20 protein-coding genes are annotated in these 23,714 nt (G+C 40.8%); 15 read left to right on the top strand and 5 right to left on the bottom strand.

Translation table 11 applies throughout. The annotated features are described in order from the left end of the window. Positions 1-8 precede the first annotated feature (8 nt). From ACYQ35_RS09810 to ACYQ35_RS09795, 4 genes are all read right to left on the bottom strand, one after another. Complete coding sequence (locus ACYQ35_RS09810) at positions 9-254, bottom strand: hypothetical protein (protein ID WP_459832919.1); 246 nt, start codon at positions 252-254, stop codon at positions 9-11. Positions 255-325: 71 nt separating this feature from the next. Next, positions 326-982, bottom strand: coding sequence for a phosphatase PAP2 family protein (locus ACYQ35_RS09805; protein ID WP_459832915.1), 657 nt, complete (start codon positions 980-982; stop codon positions 326-328). 98 nt (positions 983-1,080) lie between these two features. Next, positions 1,081-1,881 (bottom strand): glycerophosphodiester phosphodiesterase family protein, encoded by an 801-nt coding sequence (locus ACYQ35_RS09800; RefSeq protein ID WP_009461250.1) that lies wholly within the window; start codon positions 1,879-1,881, stop codon positions 1,081-1,083. Positions 1,882-1,892: 11 nt separating this feature from the next. Then, entirely contained in the window at positions 1,893-2,813 is a 921-nt protein-coding gene (locus ACYQ35_RS09795) for a diacylglycerol/lipid kinase family protein (RefSeq protein ID WP_459832911.1), read from the bottom strand. Between the two features lie 203 nt (positions 2,814-3,016). Between ACYQ35_RS09795 and ACYQ35_RS09790 the strand changes: the two genes are divergently transcribed. The 14 genes from ACYQ35_RS09790 to ACYQ35_RS09725 all read left to right on the top strand — a co-directional run bounded on the left by ACYQ35_RS09790 (position 3,017) and on the right by ACYQ35_RS09725 (position 19,922). After that, positions 3,017-3,439, top strand: a complete 423-nt coding sequence (locus ACYQ35_RS09790; protein ID WP_009461248.1) for a MarR family winged helix-turn-helix transcriptional regulator — start codon at positions 3,017-3,019, stop codon at positions 3,437-3,439. A gap of 13 nt (positions 3,440-3,452) precedes the next feature. Next, a complete protein-coding gene (locus tag ACYQ35_RS09785) occupies positions 3,453-5,621 on the top strand; it encodes an ABC transporter ATP-binding protein (protein WP_459832906.1) in 2,169 nt (722 codons plus the stop codon). Next, positions 5,614-7,458 carry an ABC transporter ATP-binding protein gene (locus ACYQ35_RS09780; RefSeq protein WP_459832903.1) on the top strand — a complete coding sequence of 615 codons (1,845 nt, stop codon included), beginning with the start codon at positions 5,614-5,616 and terminating at the stop codon, positions 7,456-7,458. The genes ACYQ35_RS09785 and ACYQ35_RS09780 overlap by 8 nt, the downstream gene beginning before the upstream one ends. Positions 7,459-7,586: 128 nt before the next feature. Further along, positions 7,587-8,261, top strand: a complete 675-nt coding sequence (locus ACYQ35_RS09775; protein WP_009461245.1) for a response regulator transcription factor — start codon at positions 7,587-7,589, stop codon at positions 8,259-8,261. After that, positions 8,258-9,487, top strand: coding sequence for a sensor histidine kinase (locus ACYQ35_RS09770; RefSeq protein ID WP_459832898.1), 1,230 nt, complete (start codon positions 8,258-8,260; stop codon positions 9,485-9,487). Before ACYQ35_RS09775 ends, ACYQ35_RS09770 begins: the two co-directional genes overlap by 4 nt. Before the next feature lie 111 nt (positions 9,488-9,598). Beyond that, positions 9,599-10,300: a polyphosphate polymerase domain-containing protein gene (locus ACYQ35_RS09765; protein WP_009461243.1), complete on the top strand. Its 702-nt coding sequence runs from the start codon at positions 9,599-9,601 to the stop codon at positions 10,298-10,300. After that, on the top strand, positions 10,293-10,988 hold the full coding sequence (locus tag ACYQ35_RS09760; RefSeq protein WP_459832893.1) for a DUF4956 domain-containing protein: 696 nt from the start codon (positions 10,293-10,295) through the stop codon (positions 10,986-10,988). The genes ACYQ35_RS09765 and ACYQ35_RS09760 overlap by 8 nt, the downstream gene beginning before the upstream one ends. Before the next feature lie 10 nt (positions 10,989-10,998). Beyond that, positions 10,999-12,807, top strand: coding sequence for a carbohydrate-binding domain-containing protein (locus ACYQ35_RS09755; RefSeq protein WP_459832890.1), 1,809 nt, complete (start codon positions 10,999-11,001; stop codon positions 12,805-12,807). A gap of 119 nt (positions 12,808-12,926) precedes the next feature. Next, positions 12,927-13,853 carry a 2-hydroxy-3-oxopropionate reductase gene (garR, locus tag ACYQ35_RS09750; RefSeq protein ID WP_084667654.1) on the top strand — a complete coding sequence of 309 codons (927 nt, stop codon included), beginning with the start codon at positions 12,927-12,929 and terminating at the stop codon, positions 13,851-13,853. Positions 13,854-13,868: 15 nt separating this feature from the next. Then, the gene (locus tag ACYQ35_RS09745) at positions 13,869-15,287 is read left to right on the top strand and encodes a four-carbon acid sugar kinase family protein (protein WP_009461239.1); all 1,419 of its coding nucleotides are present in this window, start codon (positions 13,869-13,871) and stop codon (positions 15,285-15,287) included. Between the two features lie 39 nt (positions 15,288-15,326). Continuing rightward, complete coding sequence (locus tag ACYQ35_RS09740) at positions 15,327-16,631, top strand: four-carbon acid sugar kinase family protein (protein WP_459832885.1); 1,305 nt, start codon at positions 15,327-15,329, stop codon at positions 16,629-16,631. 16 nt (positions 16,632-16,647) lie between these two features. Beyond that, positions 16,648-17,646, top strand: coding sequence for a 4-hydroxythreonine-4-phosphate dehydrogenase PdxA (gene pdxA / locus ACYQ35_RS09735; RefSeq protein WP_009461237.1), 999 nt, complete (start codon positions 16,648-16,650; stop codon positions 17,644-17,646). A gap of 11 nt (positions 17,647-17,657) precedes the next feature. Further along, positions 17,658-19,061 carry a GntP family permease gene (locus ACYQ35_RS09730; protein WP_009461236.1) on the top strand — a complete coding sequence of 468 codons (1,404 nt, stop codon included), beginning with the start codon at positions 17,658-17,660 and terminating at the stop codon, positions 19,059-19,061. A 108-nt stretch (positions 19,062-19,169) separates the two neighbouring features. Beyond that, on the top strand, positions 19,170-19,922 hold the full coding sequence (locus ACYQ35_RS09725; RefSeq protein ID WP_009461235.1) for a DeoR/GlpR family DNA-binding transcription regulator: 753 nt from the start codon (positions 19,170-19,172) through the stop codon (positions 19,920-19,922). A gap of 59 nt (positions 19,923-19,981) precedes the next feature. On the opposite strand, the gene ACYQ35_RS09720 is transcribed toward ACYQ35_RS09725, so the two are convergent. Then, positions 19,982-21,460, bottom strand: coding sequence for a DUF1846 domain-containing protein (locus ACYQ35_RS09720; protein WP_009461234.1), 1,479 nt, complete (start codon positions 21,458-21,460; stop codon positions 19,982-19,984). A 194-nt stretch (positions 21,461-21,654) separates the two neighbouring features. Here ACYQ35_RS09720 and ftsH point away from each other — a divergent pair, with 194 nt between their 5' ends. Then, complete coding sequence (gene ftsH / locus ACYQ35_RS09715; protein WP_459832878.1) at positions 21,655-23,655, top strand: ATP-dependent zinc metalloprotease FtsH; 2,001 nt, start codon at positions 21,655-21,657, stop codon at positions 23,653-23,655. Positions 23,656-23,714 lie beyond the last annotated feature (59 nt).

Genomic DNA, 23,714 nt, shown 5'->3' with positions numbered 1-23,714 from the left:
TCAAACTGCTATACCTCCTTATGTAAGTTTGTCAATCTGCAAATATTGCTGATTGTAACGGTTCCCCAATCTTTAATATGTTTTACCATAGAAGAAATGAATGCGGAAATAAATGCCGTCTTGGTAGACATATCAACGATGGATACTTTCCGGTGAAGGAAAGGAACTTTGATTGAAGATTCTTCGTCAATAAAAATGAGGAGAATCAAGGTTAAAATGATACCAACTAAAAGTGCGAATGATAAGGTTAACATACAACCGCCTCCTTAAAGAATCTTTTTATTTAACCTTATCATACAACTTAATTATCAGATAGTCAATAAAATTATGCTAAATTTTCTAACGAATTTTTCCCTCGTACTTTTACCGGTTTATACACAATGAGATATAAGACTCCTGCCATGATAAATCCGGCGACAACATCAATAACAGAGTGCTGCTTTAAGAACATCGTAGACAGAATAATGGAAATCGTCAGCAGTAAAGTTAAAATCTGCACCCAGCGATACTGTTTTAATTTGCTGCAATGGGAGATGGCAATATAAGCTCCCAGTGAATTGTATACATGGATACTCGGCAGCACATTTGTGGAGGTATCCACCGCATACAGTTGTCTTACCATATCCACAAAGATATTATCCCGTGCGAATGTCTCCGGTCTTAATTGCAGTCCGTTCGGATAAACTGTGGATACAATGAGGAAAATAGTCATTCCTGAAAACAATAAAATAATCAGGCGATAAAATTCTGACTTCTCCCCAAAGAAGAAAAAGTATCCGATAGTCACTGCGATAAACGCGAACCAAAGTGTGTACGGAATAATAAAATATTCGATGAAAGGTATCTTATCATCAAGAGATGCATGAATCAGATGATAATCGGTTGTAATATGTTTTTCTAAATAAAAGAACCACGGCAGATAGATGAAAATATATAAAAAAACCCAGCCATGTCTGTATTTTTCCCAAAGTTTTTTCCACATAAGAAATGTCAGACTCCTTTTGTTAATAGTATCTTCGTAGAATTATAGCATGGTACAAATGTAACCACAAGGAAGGAGTTGTTTTCTTAATAAAAACTTTAAGATTTCTCGAAAATCATAATAGAATATTTTGATTTGGCGTAAGTGAAATCTTCTTCTGTCCGTAATGTCCACACAGCAATCGGTGTGCCAAACAGATATTTATGCAAAAACAGGCTGATATTTTTCTCGTCATGAAGTTTGTAAGAGATAAAGTCAGGCCTGGTTATTAAGTTGGAAAGAAGATATTTCACGAAAAAGCAGGCAATAAAGGGGATATCCGGTTCTGTTTTTGTCAAATTTGAGGATAACTGTCCCCGGATAACGTGGGGAGCATGTTTTCTAAACCAGAGTAATCCAAGTGAATTAAAAGACTGGATCAAATATGCCCCGTTATAGTTTTGCAGTTCCCGGCAGACAAGAGAACATAAAGTGGTGTCAGAAGTCGGCAGTTTTAATTCGATCAAAAGAGGAGTCTGCCCGTTTACAAGTGCCAGTACTTCTGAAAAGAGAGGAATCTTTTCGGAAGTGCCGGCAAGTGTATGGCGGGATAATTCCTCGTAAGTTGTGTTTTCTACGGACAGATTTTCACCGCACATTCTTGTGAGAAAATCATCGTGAAATACAACAATTTTATTGTCCTTTGTCAAATGCAAATCCAGTTCAATACCAAACCCGTGGGAAACCGCAAGACGAAAAGAGGAGAGGGAGTTCTCGGGAATCGCTTTATGTATATTCCAGTAACCGCGGTGGGCATAATCATAGCGGATAAACGGTTTTAAGTTTTTCCGAAAGCGGAATCTCGGAGCAATCATGTATAAAAAAAGTAAGAAAATAAGCAAAAGAATTAATACAGGCATAATTTACCTCCTTATCTTGCTGTAATGATGCGCAAACGTTCAGAAAGACAGGAAACAGAAATGTCTTTCTGTAAAAATACAGGTTCTCCGTCTGTGTGTACGGGCATGGCACCGCCATACTGAATGGAAATTGTTTCACAATTATACAGATGGCTTCCCTTCAAGTGTGTATGCTTTCCGAACAGGGCAGCAGCGAGGACGAGGAGCAGCCTCCATTTTGGAACGTCGGCAACTGCGCAGATACTTAACAGACGGTCCTCAGGATCTGCGTGAGGGGCAAACTGTACTCCTCCGCCCTCATATCGGTGATTCATGGCGCTGACGAAATAGCAGTGGGAAAAATGGTGTGTTTCTGAGTGGTTCAGCATGATGGTACATTCATATGGCGTCAGAAATAACCATTGCCGGACAGCGATAAGCGCATAGGTCAGTTTCCCAAGATGAACACGGTTCAAAACAGGTTTGATTTTAGAAACAACTGCTTCATGGCATATCCCGGCATCATATCCGATTCCGCAGCTGACGGCAAAACGCCGCTTTTTATTCTTATAAGAAACTTCTCCGATATCCATATAGTGAATATGGGGAGAATGGAGGATATAGTCCAAAGCTTCTTTCGGATTGGAAGGGAGGGAATACCCCCGTGCAAAATCATTTCCCGAGCCGGTCGGAATATATCCGAGTGTCAGATGTTTAAAATCTTCAATTCCGTTAATAACTTCATTTATGGTGCCGTCACCTCCGAGAACAATAACTGTGCGTGTGACGGAATCGGAAGTCAGAGATTTCATAATGGTTGTAGCATGTTTTTGATAGCGGGTAAAATATACCTCGAAAGGAATATGATTCTTTTCTAAAAGTAAATGTATTTCTTCCCACGTCTTCTGCCCTTCGCCGGAGCGGGAATGCGGGTTTACGATAAATGTATACATAGTCATTCTCCTTGTCGTTTATACTCATATTATATCAGAATTTGTAAATACCAACAAGAAAAATAAATGATTAGATATCTAAATATATTTTCTGTAAAAAATTACAAAAGAATATAAAAAAAATATAAAATACTTGACTGTATTGGAAGATACTACTAATATATCAGTTAGATATCTAACTAATTGTGAATAGGAGGGAAGACATGGAACAGTGTACGCAGTTGTTGATGAATCAGGTAATGCACCTTTATATCCAAAGAAGTATGCAGTTATTCCGCGATTTGAAAGTACACCCCGGAGCGGGAGGCATGCTTTGGGCTTTGCGTAAAAATAACGGTATGGCTCAGAAAGAAATTGCAAAAAAACTAGGTATTACTCCGCCGTCCATGACCGTAATGATAAAGAAATTGGAAGGGGAAGGATATATCGTCAAGAAACAGGACGAAAAAGACCAGAGAATGACTCGTATTTTTATTACGGAAAAAGGAAAAGAGATTGCACACCACATGGAGTCAGTTCTCAAAACGCTTGAACAGGAAGCGTTTGCGAATATGAGTGAGGAAGAGATTATGCTTCTTCGCAGACTTTTGATTCAGATGAAAGAAAATTTATTAGATAAAAATTAGAAGGGAGATTAGCATGAGAAAAATATTGAAATTTTTAAAACCCCATGCAGTATCCGTAGTGGCAATTGTTGCGGTACTTATTTTGCAGGCATATTGCGATTTATCTTTGCCGTCATACACTTCAGATATTGTCAATGTGGGAATTCAGCAGGGCGGAATTGATGAACATATTCCGGAGAAGATTTCAAAAGCCGATATGGAAAATCTGTTTCTTTTTATGACGAAAGAAGATATAGAGACAGTAAAGAAGGCGTATGGGACAGACAAAGATACATATGAAAAAGAGGCATATGTATTAAAAGAAACTGAGAATACAGAAGAATTAGAAAAGATTTTGAACAGACCGATGCTGCTAAATACTGAAATGGCGGCAGGCGAATCAGAGAAAAAGATGAATCCGGAAGAACTGAAAATGCTGCCGGAACAACAGCGAATGGCAATTCTTGAACAGATGAACGAGAAGTTGAAGGATATGCCGGACACGATGCTTGAACAGGCGTCCACACTATATATTAAGGCGGCTTATGAGAGATTGGGGGTCGATGTAGATAAGATTCAGACCACTTACATTTTGACAACCGGCGGCAAGATGCTTGCACTTGCACTTTTGGGAATGCTTGTGAGCGTTATGGTTGGACTTTTGGCATCGAGAATTGCCGCATCAACCGGTAGAGATTTGCGAAGCGGTATTTTCAAAAAGGTAGTGGGATTCTCTAGCGGGGAATTTGATAAGTTTTCAACGGCTTCGCTTATCACGAGAAGTACAAATGATATTCAACAGATTCAGTTAGTGATTGTAATGCTTTTACGAATGGTTTTATATGCACCGATCATTGGCATTGGAGGCGTCATAAAAGTACTGAATACAAATGTGTCAATGTCATGGATTATTGCTTTGGCCGTTGTATTGATTTCCATTTTAGTATTCACTCTCTTTATCGTTGCGATGCCTAAGTTTAAAATGCTTCAAAATTTAGTGGATAAACTAAACCTTGTTACAAGAGAAATTCTTACAGGACTTCCGGTTATCCGTGCATTCAGCACAGAAAAACATGAAGAAGAACGTTTTGACAAAGCAAACAGAGATTTGACACGCACCAATCTTTTTGTCAACAGAGCAATGACGTTAATGATGCCTACAATGATGCTTATTATGAACGGAGTTTCCGTTTTGATTGTGTGGGTAGGTGCAAACGGAATCAATGACGGACAGATGCAGGTTGGAGATATGATGGCGTTTATTCAATATACAATGCAGATTATTATGGCGTTCTTAATGATTTGTATGATTTCCATTATGCTTCCGAGAGCATCGGTATCTGCTTCCCGTGTTGATGAAATACTGACAAGTGAAACGATGATTCATGATGCAAAAAATCCAAAGAAAATTGAGGATAAAAAAGACGGAAGTGTTGAATTTGACCATGTATCTTTCCAGTATCCGAATGCAGAGGAAGATGTGCTGCACGACATTTCCTTTGTTGCGGAGGCGGGAAAAACAACTGCATTTATCGGAAGTACGGGAAGCGGAAAGTCTACGCTGGTAAATCTTATTCCGAGATTTTATGATGTGACGGGAGGAACAATCCGTATAAACGGAGTGGACATCAGAGACGTTTCACAGCATGATTTGAGAGAAAAACTGGGGTATGTTTCGCAGAAAGGTATTCTCTTCTCGGGAACGATTGCTTCCAATATTATGTATGGAAATACAAAAGGTACGGAAGAGGAGATGAAGGAAGCAGCCCGCATTGCGCAGGCGGAAGAGTTCATTGACGCAAAACCGGAGCAGTTTGAGAGTCCTGTTTCTCAGGGTGGCGCAAATGTTTCCGGAGGACAGAAACAGCGTCTGTCCATCGCGAGGGCGATTGCGAAAAATCCGGATATTTACATCTTCGATGACAGTTTTTCCGCACTGGATTATAAAACGGACGTAACACTCCGTAAGGCGCTGCAGGAACACACATCAAACAGTGTAGTTTTAATTGTAGCACAGCGTATCAGTACAATTCTTCATGCGGAACAGATTATTGTTCTCGATGAAGGCAAGATAGCAGGAAAAGGAACGCATAAAGAGTTATTGAAAAACTGTGAGGTTTACAGACAGATTGCAATGTCACAGTTATCAGAAGAAGAATTAAGAAGAGATATGGAAGGAAAGGAGGAGAAAGACAATGAGTAATCATCAGCCAAAACAAAGAGGCCCGATGGGGCAGGGACACGGCGGAATGGGAACAGGAGAAAAGGCAAAAGACTTTAAAGGCACGATTAAAAAACTGATGGCGTACCTTGGAAACTATAAGATAGCCATCGGATTTGTTATTATTTTTGCCATCGGAAGTACAATTTTTACTATTGTGGGACCGAAAATTTTAGGTGATGCGACAACGGAAATTTTCAAAGGCCTTGTGGGAAAAGTATCCGGTGGAAAAGGAATTGATTTTGATAAAATTGCCCGTATTCTCCTTACCGTACTGACATTATATGTAGTCAGCGCACTGTTCGCATATATTCAGGGATTTATTATGACGGGAGTTTCCCAAAAACTGACTTATCGTCTGAGAAAAGAAATTTCAGAAAAGATTAACCGTATGCCGATGAACTATTTCGATACAAAAACACACGGGGAAGTTTTATCAAGAGTAACAAACGACGTGGATACGCTGAGCCAGAGTTTGAACCAGAGTGCAACGCAGGTTATCACCTCCTTTACAACGATTGTCGGCGTGTTGATTATGATGCTTCGCATCAGCCCACTGATGACTTTAGTGGCGCTTTTGATTTTGCCCGTGTCCATGACACTGATTTCATTTATCGTGAAGCGTTCTCAGAAACACTTTAAGAATCAGCAGGAATATTTAGGGCATGTAAACGGACAGGTGGAAGAAGTTTACAGTGGACAAAATATTGTAAAAGCCTTCAATAAAGAGGAAGATGTTATCCGTGAATTTGATGAGACGAATGAGATTTTATATCAGTCTGCATGGAAATCACAATTCTTCTCAGGAATGATGATGCCGATTATGCAGTTTGTCGGAAACCTCGGATATGTAGCGGTAGCCATCTTGGGAGGTTACTTAACGATTAAAGATAAAATTGCGGTTGGTGACATTCAATCCTTTATCCAATATGTCAGAAGTTTTACGCAGCCGATTACACAGGTGGCGCAGGTGGCAAACTTGCTGCAGTCTACGGCAGCGGCATCGGAAAGAGTTTTTGAATTCTTGGAGGAAGAGGAAGAAGACCAGTTTGCGGAAAATCCGGTTTCCGTAGAAGGACTGGAAGGAAATGTAGAGTTCAAAAATGTTCACTTTGGATATAACAAAGACAGAATTATTATCAATGACTTCTCCGCAAAAGTGAAACAGGGACAGAAAATTGCGATTGTAGGACCTACAGGCGCAGGAAAGACAACAATGATTAAACTGTTGATGAGATTTTATGATGTCAACTCAGGGGAAATATTGATTGACGGTCATAACCTGAAAGATTTTAACAGAAGTGAACTGCGTCAGATGTTCGGTATGGTACTTCAGGATACGTGGTTGTTCCACGGAAGCATCAAAGATAATATCCGCTATGGCAAATTAGATGCCACAGATGAGGAAGTGATTGAGGCTGCAAAAGCGGCACATGCGCATCGGTTTATTCAGACGCTGTCAAACGGATACGATATGGAATTAAACGAGGAGGCGAGTAACGTTTCGCAGGGGCAGAAACAGTTACTTACAATTGCCAGGGCAATTCTTGCTGATCCGAAGATTCTTATTTTAGACGAGGCGACAAGTTCTGTTGATACGAGAACGGAAGTGCGCATTCAGAAAGCAATGGATAACCTGATGAAAGGACGTACAAGTTTCATTATTGCACATCGTCTCTCAACAATACGTGACGCGGATTTGATTTTAGTAATGAAAGACGGAGATATTGTAGAGCAGGGGAATCATGAAGAACTGTTATTGCGAAATGGTTTCTATGCAGAACTTTATAACTCGCAGTTTGAACGCACAAGCGCATAAAATAAACAGGTGTTGGGAATTTTCCCGACACCTGTTTATTTTATTGCCGTGTATACGACAAAAATTTCCGATGTATGTTTTTTGTGATATAATACGAATAATTATTACAATTTGCAGGAGGTGGAAAAATGCGTTTATTGCTTGTGGAGGACGAAAAACCATTGTCGAGGGCGTTGAAAGCAATTTTGGAAAGAAATCATTATTCCGTAGATGCGGTATATGACGGCAGGGCAGCGCTGGATTATTTGGAGGCGGATAATTATGACGGTGTCATCTTGGATATTATGATACCGAAGATAGATGGAATTACTGTTTTAAAGACGATTAGAAGTTGTGGGAACTCCATTCCGGTACTTCTGCTGACGGCAAAATCAGAAGTGGAAGATAAAGTACTCGGTCTGGATTCGGGAGCAAATGACTATCTGTCCAAACCGTTTCATGCAGAAGAACTGTTGGCGCGTATCCGTGCGATGACACGCACGCAGACAGCGCAGAACGATTCTAAGTTACAGATTGGAAATATTATATTGGATAGGGCAACCTTTGAACTTTCCACTCCTTCGGGGAGTTATAACCTGGCAAACAAAGAATTTCAAATGTTGGAACTTATGATGCTCAATCCGAATCATTTAATTTCTGCTGAGAAATTTATAGAAAATATCTGGGGATATGACAGTGAAGCGGAGATGAACGTCGTGTGGGTGTACATATCTTATTTAAGAAAGAAATTGGCGGCGCTGCATGCCAATGTTCGGATTAAAGTGACTCGCAATGTGGGATATTCCCTGGAGGAAATAAAATGATTAAAAAATTAAGGATAAAACTCATCGCTGCATCTATGATTTCCCTGCTATCAGTGCTTCTCATTATTGAGGGAATCGCAGGTGTCTTAAACTATAGGAATATTGTTTCGGAGGCGGACAGAATACTTACGCTTCTTGAAGACAATGGGGGAAGATTTCCGAGAATGGAACCGAATGGGAATATGGGAGATTTGGGACAGAGGTCACCGGAAATTCCATATGAGTCAAGATATTTTTCGGTTCTGCTTGATGATTCGGGAAACGTTGTTATGGCAGATACCGGGAAAATTGCAAGAATTGACACTTCAGATGCGATTGACTATGCAAAAGAGGTATGGGCGAATGGAAAAGAGAGAGGATTTATAGGGGAGTACAGATATGCCGTGAGTTCTGAAGAAAGCAATGTGCGGATTGTCTTTTTGGATTGCGGACGCAGTTTAAATACATTTTACAATTTTATCTTTACGGCTGTTGGGGTGTCCGTTATCGGACTTTTAGCGGTTCTGATTTTGATGATTTTTTTATCCGCTCATATTGTAAAGCCGTTTTTAGAGAATTACGAGAAACAGAAACGATTCGTTACCGATGCGGGACATGAAATAAAAACACCGCTTACAATCATTGATGCAGATGCCGAAGTGCTGAAAATGGATTTTGGGGAAAATGAATGGGTAAATGATATTCAAAATCAGACAAAGAGAATGGCAGAACTGACGAACAGCCTTATTTTATTATTGCGCATGGAGGAAGAGAGGACAAAACAACTCATGACAGAATTCTCTCTGTCGGACGTTGTGGAAGAAACGGTAGGAACGTTTCAGACACTTGCAAAGACGCAGGATAAGTTGCTGGAGAGCAAAATTCTTCCGATGATTTCATTGAAGGGAGATGAAATGGCAATTCGCAGATTAGCTGCGATTTTATTGGACAATGCGGTAAAATACGCGGACGACAACGGTAAAATTATGGTGACGCTGGAGAAGAAGAAAAAGCGAATTTATTTTACGGTTTTTAACACGACGGAAGAAATATCGAAAAAACAGACAGAACATTTATTTGACCGGTTTTATCGGACGGATACGTCCAGAAATTCGGAGACGGGGGGATATGGACTTGGACTTTCCATTGCGGCGGCAACTGTGGAGGTGCATAAGGGAAAGATTCAGGCGTCGACGGAAGATGAAAAATCGTTGGCGGTTACAGTGACATTTCCGCTTGCAACTTAAAAGAGAGACCGTTTGGTACTTATATACCGGACGGTTTTTTTTATTCTTTTAAAGTTCATTTAAGGTTTCTCTTTTATAGTATATGAAGTAACAGGAAAGGAGCGTGATAGTGTGGCGCATCAGATGACTTTTAAAAGATATGAATTAAAATATCTTTTGACAAGACGGGAAAAAGAAAAAATTCTGTGCAGTATGGCACCTTATATGAAGTTGGATAAATATGGAAGGACAACAATACGAAATATTTATTTTGATACGGATACATACAGATTAATCAGGCGTTCGCTGGAAAAACCGATATACAAAGAAAAACTGCGGGTGAGAAGTTATCATACGGCAGGTTCTGAAGATTCAGTTTTTGTAGAACTAAAGAAAAAATATAAATCGGTTGTCTATAAACGGAGATTGGTTCTTCCGAGAGACAAGGCTATGGACAGTTTTTTAAACGGGAAACCATTTCCGGAAAATTCGCAGATTGGAAAGGAAATCCAGTATTTTTGGAAATATTACGGTTCGCTTCGGCCGACAGTGTTTTTAAGTTATGAGCGTGAAGCGTACTATTCTCTGGACGGAAGTGATTTCAGAGTGACTTTTGATGAAAATATTTTATATCGGGAGGAAGACCTTTCGCTTGGAAGCCCGATTTACGGTAAGGCGCTGCTGGGAGAAGATGAAACACTGATGGAAATTAAGACATCTGGGGGAATTCCGCTCTGGCTCAGCAGGGTACTCACGGAAAATAAAATTTTTAAAACTTCGTTTTCAAAATACGGATTGGCATATAAACAGATGGGAGGAAGACAATATGGTTAATAAAATATTTGGAGGGATTTTTGATACGGAAATGACAAATGTGATTGCACTGTCGGATTTTTTACTTTGTGTAGGCTGTGCGCTGATAATCGGATTTATTTTGTCGATGGCATATATGTACGGCACACGGTACACGACAAGTTTTGTAGTGACGCTTGCCGTGCTGCCGGCTATCGTCTGTGTTGTGATTATGATGGTAAATGGAAATGTCGGAGCAGGGGTTGTGGTAGCCGGCGCTTTCAGCCTTGTGCGTTTCCGATCCGTTCCCGGTTCTGCGAAGGAAATAGGCGCTATTTTTCTCGCTATGGGAACGGGACTTGTGGCAGGAATGGGGTATCTCGGCTATGCTCTTCTCGTATCGGTGCTTTTAGGCGGGATTACACTGCTGTATTACCGACTGGACTTTGGAAACGGGAAGAAAAAGGCGCTTTATAAAACGTTACATATTACTATTCCGGAAGATTTAGACTATACGGAAGTGTTTGACGGGATTCTAAAACAATATACACAAACTTGTGATTTAGTCCAAGTAAAGACAACAAATATGGGAAGTTTATTTAAACTGACTTATAATTTGACACTGTGTGATATGAACAAAGAAAAAGAATTAATTGATTCACTTCGCTGCAGAAACGGAAATCTGGAAATTACCGTTTCTAAGCAGGAAACAATTATTGGAGAATTATAGGAGGTGGCATATGAGAAAAAGAACAATTTTTCTGACAGTTTTCCTTGCCGGAACACTTATTGTTTCCGGCTGTGGAAATAAAAACAGTAATTCTGAAAATACGGATACGGCGAAAACTTCCACTACGCAGAACATTGATATTGCAAATATGTTTTCGGACAGAGATATGGAAACAGGATACGACGAAGAAAAAAGTGTCAATATCAAATTGGCGGATAACGGCACGACAAGTGATTCCGATACGGTGAAAATTTCAGATAATATTGTTACGATTACGGAGGAAGGAACTTATGTACTTACAGGTGCGCTCACGGACGGAATGGTAATTGTGGAAGTGAAGGACACGGAAAAAGTGCAACTTGTATTAAACGGAGTAGAAATAACAAACGAAACCTCGGCGGCAATTTATGTCCGTTCCGCCGATAAAGTATTTATAACAACGACTGAAAACGCAGAAAATGTATTGGAAAACGGTGGGGAATATACGGCAATTGATGACAATAATATTGATGCCGTCATTTTTTCAAAGGCAGATTTAACTTTAAACGGTACGGGAAGTCTGATGATTAATGCGGAAGCGGGACATGGAATTGTGTCAAAAGATGATTTGGTGCTTACAAGCGGAACGTATGAAATTCAATCTGCGTCTCACGGCCTTTCGGGAAAAGACAGCGTGCGTGTGGCGAACGGCACATATACAATTACATCTGAAAAAGACGGTATCCATGCGGAAAATGCAGATGACGACAGTCTTGGATTTGTCTATTTAGCAGAAGGAAACTTTGAAATTGTAGCAAAGGGAGACGGAATCAGTGCGGGAAACTGGCTTCAGTCAGACGGCGGTACATATACGATCATTGCCGGTGACGGCAGTGAAAATGTTCAGAAAAACGGACAGAAATGGGAGTTTGGACCAAGAGGAGAGCAGGAGAATACTGCGGAAGAAAACTCTGTCAGCATGAAAGGAATAAAAGCGGCAGGCGACCTCACTGTGACCGCCGGAAAATACGATCTGAATACGGCAGATGACAGTATTCATTCAAATGCGAACACGACAATCAGTGGTGGGGAGTGGACAATTGCATCAGGTGATGATGGAATTCATGGAAACTCTGCCACGACAATATCCGGAGGTACAATTGAGATTACACAAAGTTATGAAGGGATTGAAGGACTCAGCATTGATATAACGGGAGGGGACATTCAGTTAGTCAGCAGTGATGACGGATTAAATGCGGCAGGCGGAAATGACAGCAGTGGTTTTGAAGGTCCTGGCGGAGATCAATTTGCGGCAGAAGACGGCGCGTATATTCACATTTCAGGAGGAAAATTGAAAGTAAATGCGTCAGGTGATGGAATTGACTCTAACGGAGAATTGACAATTTCAGGCGGGGAAACCTATGTATCAGGGCCGACAAATAATGGCAATGGAACACTGGATTATAGCGGAACGGCAAAAATTACAGGAGGAATTTTTGTGGGAGCAGGTTCTTCCGGAATGGCACAAAGTTTTGGGGAGGATTCTACACAGGGAGTTATATTTGTTGCGATGAATTCCCAGTCATCAAAAAGTGCAATTACTTTACTGGACGCAGATAAAAAAGAAATTGTTTCGTGGACGCCGGATAAGGAGTATACTTCTGTGATTATCAGTGCTCCATCTGTAAAAGAAGGAGGTCAGTATACGCTGACTGCAGAAGAAACAACGGAAAATATTACGATGGACAGTTTAATTTACGGGAACGCACAGGGAATGGGACAGGCGCCGGGAAACGGGCAGAATGACAGAAAACAGGGTACCCCTCCAGATATGAGATAAGTGAGAGTGCTGCAAAATGATTTGTTTGATTTTGCGGCACTTTTATTTTTTTGCCAGAAAGTATTGACCAATGGGAAAGAATGTAGTAATCTAATAAAAAAGAACAGAATATAACAAATATGAACATAAACAAACAAATATTAGAAAGGGTGAAAGAAATGAAAGTAGGTTTTATCGGATTGGGAATTATGGGAAAGCCCATGGCTAAAAACCTGTTGAAAGCAGGAATAGAACTGTGGGTTTTCGATTTGAACAGGGAAGCGGTAAGAGAAGTTGAAGAGGCGGGAGCGTATGCGACTACCTATGCTGAAATAGGAAAAAAATGTGATATTGTGTTCATAATTGTTCCTAGCGGAGATATTGTCAAATCCATTCTCTTTGGTGAAGATGGCGTGGCATCTACACTGAAAGAAGGAAGTATTGTATGTGATATGAGTTCGGTAACTCCGGTTGAATCAAGAGAGTGCTATGAAAGATTACAGAAGATAGGTGTTGGATTTGTAGATGCTCCGGTATCGGGAGGAGAACCGGGAGCGATAGCAGGTACATTGGCAATTATGGCAGGCGGAGATGAAAAAGATTTTGAAGCGCTGCAAAAGTATTTTGACATTCTGGGTTCAACGGCACTTCTCATTGGCGGCAGCGGCAGCGGAAGTGTAACAAAACTTGCAAATCAGATTATCGTAAACAACACGATTGCGGTTGTATCAGAAGCATTTGTGCTGGCAGCGAAGGCGGGAGCGGATCCGCAGAAAGTTTACGAGGCAATCCGAGGCGGATTAGCGGGAAGCGCAGTGTTGGACGCAAAAATACCGATGATTATTGAGCGGAATTTTAAGCCGGGAGGACCTATCCGCATCAATCATAAAGACATAAAAAATGTGGTGAACACGGCACATTCTTTAGATGTACCGATTCCATATACGGCACAACTTTATGAGATTTTACAGACATTGAAAGTGCATGGACATATGAATGATGACCACGGAGGAATCGTACAGTATTTTGAAAAATTAGCAGACGTGGAAGTGAAAAAATCAGAATAGAAAGGGCTGAGAGATATGCTGAGTGCAGAGATTTTAAATTCATTTGAGGCAATAGACGAAGAATATGTTGATAATCTGCTGAGAAGAGAAATTGAGAATAACGGGAAAAAAATAGTTGTTCTCGATGATGATCCTACAGGAGTGCAGACGGTTCATGATATATCCGTATATACAAACTGGGATAAAGATAGCATGCTACAGGGATTTGAGGAAAAAAACAGTCTTTTTTATATTTTGACAAACTCCCGCGGATTTACGGCAGAACAGACGACAAAAGTACATCATGAGATTGCGTCGGTTATAGATGAAGTATCAAAGGAAACCGGAAAAGAATATATCTTTATTAGCAGAAGTGACAGTACGCTCAGAGGACATTATCCTTTAGAAACGGAAATTTTAAAAGAAGATTACGAGAAAAATACAGGAAAGATAATTGATGGAGAAATTATTTGTCCGTTTTTTAAGGAGGGAGGCCGTTTTACAATCGACAATGTACATTATGTCAAATACGGTAACGAATTGATACCGGCAAATGAAACAGAATTTGCGAAAGATTCCACGTTTGGTTATACGGCGGGAACAATGCCTGAATATGTGGAAGAAAAGACAAAAGGAAAATACAAAGCATCAGACGTCTGCCGTATTCCGTTGGAAGATATGCGCAGCATGAATATTGATAAGATAGAACAAACATTGTCAGAGGTGAACGGATTTAACAAGATTATTGTAAATGCAGTGGATTATGCGGACATTAAAGTATTCTGTGTGGCGCTGTACAGGGCAATGGCAAAAGGAAAAGTATTTATGTTCCGCACGGCTGCAGCGATTGTGAAAGTAATGGGAGGAATCAGTGATCAGCCGCTTCTTACAAAAGAGCAGATGATTGTAAAAGAAACGGACAACGGAGGTGTTGTCATCGTAGGTTCCCATACAGATAAGACAAGCAGACAGGTGGAAGAACTTCGGAAATTAGAAAATATTGAATTTATTGAACTGGACGTATCTCTTGTACATGATGAAAATGCTTTTGCAAAAGAAGTAGAGCGCTGTCTTGAGAAAGAGGAAAACTGTATACGAAATGGAAAGACAGTCTGCTGTTATACGACACGTTCTCTTATTACGGCGGATACGGGAGACAAGGAAGATGAACTCAGATTATCCGTACGCATATCAGACGCCGTTCAGTCTTTGGTCGGACGGCTTCAGGTTACGCCGCGGTTTGTTATTGCGAAAGGCGGAATTACATCGAGCGATATAGGAACGAGAGCGTTGGCGGTAAAGAAAGCGAATGTGCTTGGGCAGATTAAACCGGGAATTCCGGTATGGCAGACAGGCGGGGAAAGTAAATTTCCAATGACTCCTTATGTGATTTTCCCGGGAAATGTGGGAGAAGATACGACATTGAGAGAGACAGTTGAGGTATTGACAAAATAGTTGTTAAAACAGGAAGAAAGACGGGAGGAACAGAAAAATATGCCACAATGTGTAGTGATTGCAGATGATTTGACAGGAGCAAATGCGACAGGTGTACTGCTGAAGAAGATGAATTATAAAGCGTACACGGTCATGAATATGGAACGAATTGAACTGGAAATGCTGTCAGATTGTGACTGTGTGTTGTATCCGACAGATAGCAGAGGGGTAGACGCGGAAATATCGTACAACAGGGTAAAAAATGTATGTGAGTTGTTAAAACATGAAGAAGTAAAAGTATATTCAAAAAGGATTGACAGCACACTCAGAGGCAATCTGGGAAGTGAAACAGATGCAATGCTGGACGTGCTTGGTGAAGATTATGTGGCGATTGTTGCTCCCTGTTTTCCGAGTTCCAAAAGGATTGCAATTGGCGGATATATGTTAGTTAATGGCATTCCCCTTCACAAGACAGATATTGCCATTGATCCGAAAACACCGGTTACAAAATCAGAAATTGCAGTGTTGTTTGAAGAACAGAGTAAATATAAAGTGTCATTAATCTGTATGAAAGACTTAATGCACGGAAAACATTATCTGGCTGATAAAATGAAAGAATGTGTGAATGCGGGAAGCAGAATTATTGTTTTAGACTGTGTGACGCAGGAAGACTTAGACCTGATTGCAGATGCGGTTATTACAAGCAGATTAAAAACCGTAGCGGTAGATCCGGGAGTTTTCACGGCAACACTGTCGAGAAAACTAATTGTTCCGGCGGAAAAACAGGAAAAAAGCCGCATACTTGCGGTAGTTGGAAGTGTAAATCCAAACACAAAGACGCAGATGGAGGAATTGTGGCTGTCACAGAGAACGCACAATGTATTTGTACATACGAAGGAATTGTTGGAAGGGGACAGCAGAAGAGAAAATGAAATTGAAAGGGTAACCGAAGAAATTTTATCAGAGAGCAGCAGAAATATTGTATCCACAGTGGTTGGAGACGGCATTTATCCGGAGAACCGAATTGATTTTATTCCATATATGGAAAAATATAACTGTTCAATGGACGAAGTGACTGAGCGCATTAATAGCGCTTTTGCAGAAATTACATATCGGATTTTCCAAAAGGAAACAAGTTTCAAAGGACTTTATACGAGCGGAGGAGACATAACGGTGGCTGTCTGCAGAAAAAATAAAACGACAGGACTTTTGTTAAAAGATGAGGTGCTTCCTCTGGCGGCGTATGGACAGTTTCTGAAAGGAGAATTTGACGGAATACATATTATTACGAAGGGAGGAAGTCAGGGAGAGAGCGATGCGATTAATCGGTGCATTACATATCTAAAAGAAAAATTATACATTTAGGTTTAGGAGGAAAAATATGAAAAGATCATTTATTGCAGTGCCAATCGGAGATCCGGCAGGCGTAGGTCCGGAGATTGTGGCAAAATCCGTGGCATCAAAAGATGTGACGGCGGCAGCGAAATGCGTAATTGTCGGAAACAAAGAAGTGATGGATAATGCAATCAAAATTACAGGCGAAAATTTAACAGTCAATGTGATTGACGATGTGGAACAGGGAGATTATCGGGAAGGAATTTTAAATCTTATTCACATAGACAATATGGATATGAGCCAATTTGCATTCGGAAAAGTGAGCGGAATGTGCGGAAAGGCTGCCTATGATTATATTGAAAAAAGTATTGAGTTGGCAAACAACGGAAAAGTAGATGCGGTGGCGACAACTCCTATCAATAAGGAGTCACTTCGTGCAGGCGGTATTAATTTCATCGGACATACTGAAATATTTGGCGCGCTGACAAATACGGAAGATCCGCTGACAATGTTTGAGACAAACGGGCTGAGAGTGTTCTTTCTGACAAGACATGTTTCCCTACGGGAAATGCTTGATATGATTAAAAAGGACAGAATTATAGATTATGTTAAACGTTGTACGGCAGCATTGGAAAAATTAGGCGTGACAGACGGCGTTATGGCAATAGCCGGATTAAATCCGCACAGCGGAGAACACGGTCTGTTCGGCTGGGAAGAAGTGGAAGAGATTGTGCCGGCAATTGAAGAATTGAAAAAACAGGGGTATAAGGTGGAAGGTCCGATAGGAGCAGATTCCGTATTCCATCAGGCAGCCCAGGGAAAATACAGCAGTGTATTGTCTTTGTATCATGACCAGGGACATATTGCTACGAAAACTTTAGACTTTGAAAAAACAATTGCTATTACAAACGGAATGCCGATTCTCAGAACGTCTGTAGACCACGGAACAGCATTCGATATTGCGGGAAAAGGAGTAGTAAGCGCTGTCAGCATGATTGAAGCCATTCTGCTTGCGGCAAAATATGCTCCTAACTTTACAAAATAGGAGGCGGAATTATGGTAAATGGACTTAGTGGTGAAAGAATGCTGATTGGTCTTGCAATCGGGATTGCAGTTTTAATTTTTCTGGTATTAAAGACAAAAGTTCAGGCGTTCTTAGCTTTAATTATTTGTACGGTTATTGTAGGTGTGGTAGGCGGAATGCCGCTTAATAATATTACGTTAGAGGACGGAACGACCTTTGGAATTTTAAATTCAATTACAAGCGGATTTGGAGGAACGTTATCCAGCATCGGAATTATCATCGGATTTGGAGTTATGATGGGGCAAATCTTTGAAGTGACCGGAGCCGCAAAAAGAATGGCGCATACATTCCTGAAACTATTTGGTAAAAAGAGAGAGGAAGAGGCTCTTGCTTTTACGGGATTCCTTGTATCCATTCCGATTTTCTGTGACTCGGGATTTGTCGTACTTGCACCGATTGCAAAGGCAATTTCAAGAGTGACGAAGAAATCCGTTATCGGTTTAGGTGTTGCTTTGGCGTCAGGCCTTGTTATCACGCACTCATTAGTTCCACCTACACCGGGACCGTTAGGCGTGTGTGGAATTTTCGGTATTGATGTTGGAAGTTTTATTCTGATGACAATCCTTTTGGCGATTCCTATGGCAATTGCCTGCATCGCATACTCAAGATTATATCTCTCGAAGAAATATTATCGCATTCCGAACGAAGAAGGAGAGATTGTGGAAGCAACATATCAGGAACCTGATTACGAGGCGGCATTTTCTATGGATATGACAGGACTGCCTGGGGTATTTGAATCTTTTATGCCGCTGTTAATTCCGATTATTTTAATTTTGGTGAACACTGTGGCGACGGCGATGGGACAGACAAAAGGGATTATGAACGTGCTTATCTTCTTAGGACAGCCGATTATTGCCGTGGGACTTGGATTGATTGTTGCCATTTTCACATTGGGAAGAAAATTGGACAGACATACGGCGCTGATGGAGATGGAAAAGGGAATGATGTCCGCAGGTATCATCATGCTTGTTACAGGTGGCGGCGGTGCTCTTGGACAGATTATTAAAGATTCAGGACTTGGAAACTTTATGGCAGAAGGACTTGCTAAGACGGCAATTCCGATTATCATTTTGCCGCTGTTAATAGCGACGGCGATGAGATTTATCCAAGGTTCGGGAACAGTTGCCATGACAACGGCGGCAAGTATTTCTGCCCCAATCATTTTAGCGTCAGGTGCAAGCCCGCTTTTAGGCGCAATTGCCTGCTGCGTCGGTTCACTGTTCTTCGGATACTTTAACGACAGTTATTTCTGGGTAGTCAATCGAACATTGGGAGTCAGCGAGGCAAAAGATCAACTTCGTGTTTGGTCAGTTACTTCAACGGTGGCATGGGCTGTCGGTGTAGTGGAAGTATTGATATTGAATATCTTTATGTAAGAAAGCACTTGGAATATGGAGTGATAAACGACGTATTCCAGGTGTTTTTTTGTTACAACTATGATATACTTGGCTTAAGAGGTTGCAGGACGTTAAGGAGGAAGGAATATGCTGGCAGCAGAAAGAAGAGAGAAAATAACAGAATTCCTTTATCGATATGGAAGTGTACAGGTGGAAGAATTGGCGCAGGAACTGGGAGTAAGTACGATGACAATACGCCGTGATTTGCTGAAACTTCAGGAAGATGGGAAAATTGAACGATGCCACGGCGGAGCAGTAGCAAAACAGGAAGTGACTTATATGGATAAGCAGACAAGCCACTGTGAAGAGAAAGCGGCGATAGCGGAGAAATGCGCGGAATATGTAGTTTCGGGAAATACGGTATTTCTTGATGCGGGAACGACAACTTATGAGATTGCAAGGAAAATCATGGACATACCGGATATTTTAGTTGTGACAAATGATTTAGAAATTGCGCAGTTGCTGAAAAACAGTCCGGTAGAGTTATTTGTCTGCGGAGGGCATGTGCAAAAAGCGACGGGAAGTATGTTTGGACACTATGCGACGGAAATGTTAAAAGATTTTAAGTTCGATGTAGGATTTTTCGGTGCGGCTTCCATAAATGATGAATTTGAAGTGATGACCCCAACTGTAGATAAAATGTGGTTGAAAAGAGAAACACCAAAGCAGTGCAGAAATGCGTATCTTGCAGTGGACGGTTCCAAATTCGACAGACAGGCGATGGCAAAAATTAATTGTCTGGGAGATTACACGGGAGTTATAACAGAGAAGAAATTCAGTAAAGACGAACAGGTATATTTGAACGGTATGGGGGCTGAAATTATAGAAGTTTCCATATAAACTAAAAGGAAATCCGGTTCCTCTCATTGTTGAGGGGAAGGGATTTCCTTTTATTGTTCTTACTGATAAATCCTTTTATTTTCATCTTTCGATTCAGTAGTCAGTTGAATGCCGAGACGCTTAAACATTTTCACATCTACGGAAGACAGACGGACAGTCGTGTGTACCTGGCAGCCTTTTAATTTCGGAATCTGCTCCAAAGCGAGTTCAGCGTTTGGATTAGACGCTGCGCTGATGGAGAGTGCCAGAAGAACTTCATCTGTGTGGAGACGCGGATTTTTACTTCCGAGGTATTTTGTCTTCAACGTTTGAATCGGTTCGATCGCTTCAGGTGAGATCATGTGAAGTTCATCATCTATTTTGGAAAGATGCTTCAATGCATTTAATAAAAGTGCTGCAGATGCACCCAATAAATTTGAAGTTTTTCCCGTAATAATTGTTCCGTCATCTAACTCAATTGCAGCAGCAGGTGCTCCCGTCTCCTCAGCGCGCTGTAAAGCAGCGGAAACAACAACACGGTCATCTGTTGTCACATGAGCCTGTTTCATTAATAATTCGATTTTAAAAATCTCTTCCTCTGAATGTGTTCCTTCTGCAAGTCCGTTCAAAGCATCATAATATCTGCGGATAATTTCCTGTTTAGAGGCATTTTGGCAAACCTCATCATCGGAAATACAATTACCAACCATATTTACACCCATGTCAGTTGGAGATTTATACGGATTTTCGCCATAAATTTTCTCGAAAATGGCATCGAGTACAGGGAAAATTTCTACATCACGATTGTAGTTTACTGTAGTCACGCCATATGTTTCTAAATGGAAAGGGTCAATCATATTAACGTCATTTAGGTCGGCGGTGGCAGCCTCGTAAGCAAGATTTACAGGGTGCTTCAGCGGAATGTTCCAAATAGGGAAAGTTTCAAATTTCGCATATCCTGCGCGAACGCCGCGCTTATGCTCGTGATAAAGTTGAGAAAGGCATGTTGCCATTTTTCCGCTTCCCGGTCCCGGAGCAGTGATGATAACAAGAGGTCTTGAAGTCTCGATGTAATCATTTTTGCCGTAACCTTCATCGCTGACGATGAGAGGAATATTTGAAGGATAGCCTTCAATACAATAATGAATGTACACTTTAATTCCTAAATGTTCCAACTTGCTCTTAAATAGATTGGCGCTATTTTGTCCTGAATACTGAGTGATTACGACACTTCCGACAAACAAACCATTTTCTTTGAATGCTTCCATTAAACGAAGAACGTCTGTATCGTATGTGATTCCCAAGTCACCGCGAATTTTATTTTTCTCGATGTCTCCTGCACTAATAACAATAACTATTTCTGCCTGATCAGAAAGTTGCATGAGGAGGCGGAGTTTACTGTCAGGTGCGAACCCGGGTAATACTCTGGACGCGTGATAGTCATCAAATAGTTTCCCTCCAAATTCCAAATACAGTTTGTTATCAAATTGGTTGATGCGCTCACGGATATGCTCCGATTGCATTTTTAAATACTTGTCATTATCAAATCCGATTTTCATAAACTTGCTTCCTCTTTCTTGAATTTCTAAAATAACTGGTTATGCTTAAAAAAATAGTATACTACAAAAAAAAGAATTTGTCTAAAACAATTTAATAGAAGTTTTAGAAATGAGTGCCAGTTTTCACAATCTTTTTATTGATTTATGGGAAAGCCATCTTTATAATATAATAGATGAGAAATAGGAGGAAGGATATGGATAATCAAAATAATAATAATAAGAATAAAAACCAGAAAAACAACAGACAAGGTTGGGGGATTATTCTTTTTACAACACTGATTACATTATTTTTAGTGTTGGCGTTATATCGGTTTATGCCGGGAAGCAATCCGAAAGAGATTACTTACGACCAGTTTTTGAAGATGGTCGATGAAGGCAAAGTGGAAAAAGTTAAGATTAATTCGGATAAGATAGAGATTACACCGAAGAAGAAAGACAGCAGTAAGGACTCGGAACTTATGTTTCCTTCAGTGGCGCCGAAATATTACACGGGTGTTGTGAAAGATGATAAGTTATCAGAACGGTTATATAAGGCAGGAGTAAAATATACACAGGAAATTCCGGATTCCGGTTCTGATATTTTCTGGAATATCATGCTCACATTGGTATTGCCTACATTACTCTTATTTGGAGTCTTCTCATTCTTTATGAGAAAAATGTCCAAAGGCGGAGGCATGATGGGGATAGGCAAGAGCAATGCCAAGATGTATGTGGAGAAACAGACCGGTGTTACGTTTAAGGACGTGGCAGGTCAGGACGAGGCGAAGGAATCTTTGCAAGAAGTTGTTGATTTCCTTCATAATCCGGGCAAATATACAAGCATCGGTGCAAAACTTCCAAAGGGTGCATTGCTTGTAGGACCTCCGGGAACAGGTAAAACACTTTTGGCAAAAGCTGTTGCGGGAGAGGCGAAAGTACCTTTCTTCTCACTTTCAGGTTCAGCGTTTGTGGAGATGTATGTCGGTGTAGGTGCTTCGCGAGTGAGAGATTTATTTAAGCAGGCACAGTCTATGGCGCCTTGTATTATTTTCATTGATGAGATTGACGCTATCGGAAAGAGCCGTGACAATGCCATGGGAAGTAACGATGAGCGTGAGCAGACATTGAACCAGTTGTTAGCCGAGATGGACGGTTTTGACACAGATAAAGGACTTTTATTATTGGCGGCTACAAACAGACCGGAGATTCTTGATCCGGCATTATTAAGACCGGGACGTTTTGACAGACGTATTATCGTGGACGCACCGGATTTAAAAGGTCGTGTCGACGTATTAAAGGTACACGCAAAAGACGTTAAGATGGACGAGACGGTTGATTTGGAAGCGATCGCTCTTGCAACTTCGGGAGCGGTAGGTTCAGACCTTGCCAATATGATTAATGAAGCCGCAATCAATGCGGTTAAGAATGGAAGACAGGTTGTTTCACAGGCGGATTTATTTGAGGCTGTGGAAGTTGTCCTTGTTGGAAAAGAGAAGAAAGATCGTATTATGAATGCGGAGGAAAGAAGAATTGTATCATACCACGAGGTAGGACACGCATTGGTAAGTGCATTGCAGAAAGATGCAGAACCTGTTCAGAAGATTACAATCGTACCAAGAACAATGGGAGCGTTAGGATACGTTATGCAGACACCTGAGGAAGAGAAATTCCTTAATACGAAGAAAGAGTTGGAGGCAATGCTCGTAGGTATGCTTGCAGGGCGTGCAGCAGAAGAGATTGTTTTTGACACGGTGACAACAGGTGCGTCCAACGATATTGAAAAAGCGACAAAGATTGCGAGAGCAATGATTACACAGTATGGTATGTCCGAGAAATTCGGTCTGATCGGTTTGGAATCCGTTCAGCATAAATATTTGGACGGACGTCCGGTGACAAACTGCGGTGAGGAAACGGCAGCAGAAATCGACAGAGAAGTAATGAAGATGTTAAAAGATGCTTATGAGGAAGCGAAACGTCTTCTTTCTGAAAACCGTGAGGCGTTAGATAAGATTGCGGTATTCCTAATTGAGAAAGAAACAATTACCGGCAAAGAATTTATGAAAATTTTCCGTGAAGTACAGGGAATTGAAGAAGAGGAAGAACCACAGAAACAGAGAATTGAGATGAAAGTGGAAGAGCCGGAGCAGTTGGAACAAAAAGACGTGGAAGAACCGGTACAAAATGAACCGGAAGTATCTGAGACAACAGAAGAATAGACGTAAAAAAGATTGCGATAATTATCGCAATCTTTTTTAGAGAGACTATGAAGAAAAGT

Source organism: Faecalimonas hominis, from assembly GCF_054660755.1.
Note: the sequence above shows the minus strand (reverse complement) of the source record. Positions and strands in the feature narration are given on the sequence as shown.

What these genes read in the sequence shown, in the direction of transcription:
- ACYQ35_RS09810 (WP_459832919.1), bottom strand. Translation starts at nt 254, where the DNA reads ATGTTAACCTTATCATTCGCACTTTTAGTTGGTATCATTTTAACCTTG.
- ACYQ35_RS09805 (WP_459832915.1), bottom strand. Translation starts at nt 982, where the DNA reads ATGTGGAAAAAACTTTGGGAAAAATACAGACATGGCTGGGTTTTTTTA.
- ACYQ35_RS09800 (WP_009461250.1), bottom strand. Translation starts at nt 1,881, where the DNA reads ATGCCTGTATTAATTCTTTTGCTTATTTTCTTACTTTTTTTATACATG.
- ACYQ35_RS09795 (WP_459832911.1), bottom strand. Translation starts at nt 2,813, where the DNA reads ATGTATACATTTATCGTAAACCCGCATTCCCGCTCCGGCGAAGGGCAG.
- ACYQ35_RS09790 (WP_009461248.1), top strand. Translation starts at nt 3,017, where the DNA reads ATGGAACAGTGTACGCAGTTGTTGATGAATCAGGTAATGCACCTTTAT.
- ACYQ35_RS09785 (WP_459832906.1), top strand. Translation starts at nt 3,453, where the DNA reads ATGAGAAAAATATTGAAATTTTTAAAACCCCATGCAGTATCCGTAGTG.
- ACYQ35_RS09780 (WP_459832903.1), top strand. Translation starts at nt 5,614, where the DNA reads ATGAGTAATCATCAGCCAAAACAAAGAGGCCCGATGGGGCAGGGACAC.
- ACYQ35_RS09775 (WP_009461245.1), top strand. Translation starts at nt 7,587, where the DNA reads ATGCGTTTATTGCTTGTGGAGGACGAAAAACCATTGTCGAGGGCGTTG.
- ACYQ35_RS09770 (WP_459832898.1), top strand. Translation starts at nt 8,258, where the DNA reads ATGATTAAAAAATTAAGGATAAAACTCATCGCTGCATCTATGATTTCC.
- ACYQ35_RS09760 (WP_459832893.1), top strand. Translation starts at nt 10,293, where the DNA reads ATGGTTAATAAAATATTTGGAGGGATTTTTGATACGGAAATGACAAAT.
- ACYQ35_RS09755 (WP_459832890.1), top strand. Translation starts at nt 10,999, where the DNA reads ATGAGAAAAAGAACAATTTTTCTGACAGTTTTCCTTGCCGGAACACTT.
- garR (WP_084667654.1), top strand. Translation starts at nt 12,927, where the DNA reads ATGAACATAAACAAACAAATATTAGAAAGGGTGAAAGAAATGAAAGTA.
- ACYQ35_RS09745 (WP_009461239.1), top strand. Translation starts at nt 13,869, where the DNA reads ATGCTGAGTGCAGAGATTTTAAATTCATTTGAGGCAATAGACGAAGAA.
- ACYQ35_RS09740 (WP_459832885.1), top strand. Translation starts at nt 15,327, where the DNA reads ATGCCACAATGTGTAGTGATTGCAGATGATTTGACAGGAGCAAATGCG.
- pdxA (WP_009461237.1), top strand. Translation starts at nt 16,648, where the DNA reads ATGAAAAGATCATTTATTGCAGTGCCAATCGGAGATCCGGCAGGCGTA.
- ACYQ35_RS09730 (WP_009461236.1), top strand. Translation starts at nt 17,658, where the DNA reads ATGGTAAATGGACTTAGTGGTGAAAGAATGCTGATTGGTCTTGCAATC.
- ACYQ35_RS09725 (WP_009461235.1), top strand. Translation starts at nt 19,170, where the DNA reads ATGCTGGCAGCAGAAAGAAGAGAGAAAATAACAGAATTCCTTTATCGA.
- ACYQ35_RS09720 (WP_009461234.1), bottom strand. Translation starts at nt 21,460, where the DNA reads ATGAAAATCGGATTTGATAATGACAAGTATTTAAAAATGCAATCGGAG.
- ftsH (WP_459832878.1), top strand. Translation starts at nt 21,655, where the DNA reads ATGGATAATCAAAATAATAATAATAAGAATAAAAACCAGAAAAACAAC.